The organism is Flavobacterium sp. UBA4854 (assembly GCF_002399805.1).
In the GTDB taxonomy this organism is placed as follows: domain Bacteria; phylum Bacteroidota; class Bacteroidia; order Flavobacteriales; family Flavobacteriaceae; genus Flavobacterium; species Flavobacterium ginsengisoli.
The window spans coordinates 1-2,113 of record NZ_DHEI01000090.1 but is presented as its reverse complement, the minus strand read 5'-3'; the positions used below and the strand labels follow the sequence as shown (position 1 = coordinate 2,113).

The window sequence follows — 2,113 nt, the reverse complement described above, 5'->3', positions numbered from 1 at the left end:
CCTTTTTTAGTAGTAATCATGATAACACCATTTCCTCCTCTTGAACCATAAATGGCAGTAGAAGCGGCATCTTTAAGAATCTGAATACTTTCTATGTCATTTGGACTTATAGATGCACCAGTACTTGTAATAAAACCATCAACTACATATAATGGAGCATTTGATGTTGTAATAGAGTTTCCTCCTCTAACAACTATAGTAGGTGATGTTCCAGGAGCATAACTGTTCTGTTGAACTTGAACTCCAGAAGCACGTCCTTGTAATGCCTGTCCAACGTTTGAAACAGTACCACCTAAGTTTAAGTTGTCTTTTCCAACAGAAACAACAGAGCCAGTAATGTCTTTTTTCTTTGCTTTTCCGTATCCAATTACTACTTCTTCTAGTTTTTGCCCTGCTTCTTTCATGGCAATTTTTAGAGGAGTAGTTCCAATAGCCACTTCTTGATCTTCCATACCAATGTAAGTAATCACAAGTTTTGTAGCATTATCAGGAACTGTAATAACAAAGCTTCCATCTACATCCGTTTGAACACCTTTAGACGAGCCTTTAACCGTAACATTCGCACCAGGAAGAGGCATGCCATTTTGATCTGTTACAGTACCTTTTACTGTTTTTTCAAAAAACAACGCCGTTTTGTTCTTATCCGAAATATTTATAGAAGAAGCTGCAGAGGCTTGACATGTAAAAACTAATAACGAGAGAACCGTTATTCCGATTTCTTTGCTGGATAAATTTTTAATCCGAAAATCTCTTGGCTTTTTTTGGGTTAATAATTTCATACTTTAAATTGGTTTTGGTTAATGTTTAATTGTTTTTTTCTTGTTTGTAGGTTTTAGATTTCTTTTTTGATCGTGGAATTCATTTTGCTTTTTTTAGTTATGTGTTGATTAAGTTGTTTTCTATACAAATAAGAGGTTTTGCTTTTGCTCTAAACACGGCTTGTTTAGTTCTGTTTTCTTCTTTTTTAAAGATTAAAAATCACTCTAATTTTTGCATAATTAACTTAGTTTTAAGATTAATCTCTGACGAAACTAGAGATTATATTTTTATAAAACAAGAAAAAACACAAAAAATGTGCTCGAACACACAAAATTTATGTTCTCGAGCACATAAAATTATACAATACATTTTTTTACACTTAAAAAGATGTGATATTTTTAAAATATTTTAGAAAAAGCAGTGTCTGTGAAATCTGCTGTTTTTTAAATTATAAATAAGGATTTATTAAAAACTTATGAATTTCGCAATCACTAAATGAAAAACGTAAAAATTAAGCAGTCTTTTCTTATGCAGAAATGAAGAGGATTTTTGGTTTTTATTATGAATTCGGTTTGTTTTTTAATTCAATTTTTGAACTATATTGGTCACGGAGAAAAAAGCCGAAATCGCGAAATGAATTAATGGTCATTTTGACTTTTTTTGAAAATGAAAAATTAACAGATTTTAAGAAGAAGAATTTTGAAAGAATACCACGTAGAAATAATCGATAAAAATGAAAAGAATGTAACTCAAATTTTAGATTCTTTTTTTTGGGAAAAAGCAAATTGTTTAACTGATTTTACTTCGCCATGGAATAATGATCCAGTTCTGAAAATTGAATTTCGTGCGCTTTGGGATTTAGATTATCTGTATTTTAATTTTCAAGTTTTTGATTCAGAGGTTTATATTGATCGAAAAGATAATTCTACAGATAGTATTTGTAATTCAGATAGAGTAGAGCTGTTTTTTAGAAAAGATGAAAAACTAAGTCCCTATTATTGTTTGGAAATGGATGTAGATGCACGTATTTTGGATTTTGAAGCTTATCCGAACTGGAATTTTGATTACAATTGGAAATGGCCAGAAAAACAGTTAGAAATACAATCGGTAAAAGAACAAAATTCTTTTACTGTTGTGGGGAGAATCAGTATTGCTTCACTAGAAAAATTAGATTTGATCCATGATAATATTATGGAAGTTGGAGTTTATCGAGCTAAATTCTCTAAAGATGGAAACGGAAATTATGAACCAACATGGATTTCTTGGATAAATCCAAATACAGCAGAACCGAATTTTCATATCGCTTCTTCTTTTGGGAAGTTTGTTTTGATGAAGTAATTTGCCACAAAGGCAC

Annotated in this window: 2 protein-coding genes; one reads left to right on the top strand and one right to left on the bottom strand. The window is 30.8% G+C overall.

Annotated features, from left to right (window positions below; genetic code table 11):
* On the bottom strand, positions 1 to 779 hold a 779-nt coding region (locus B3J44_RS13360), incomplete at its 3' end, for a carboxypeptidase-like regulatory domain-containing protein (RefSeq protein WP_286968871.1).
* Between the two features lie 679 nt (positions 780 to 1,458).
* Between B3J44_RS13360 and B3J44_RS13355 the strand changes: the two genes are divergently transcribed.
* On the top strand, positions 1,459 to 2,097 hold the full coding sequence (locus B3J44_RS13355; RefSeq protein ID WP_286968870.1) for a sugar-binding protein: 639 nt from the start codon (positions 1,459 to 1,461) through the stop codon (positions 2,095 to 2,097).
* Positions 2,098 to 2,113 lie beyond the last annotated feature (16 nt).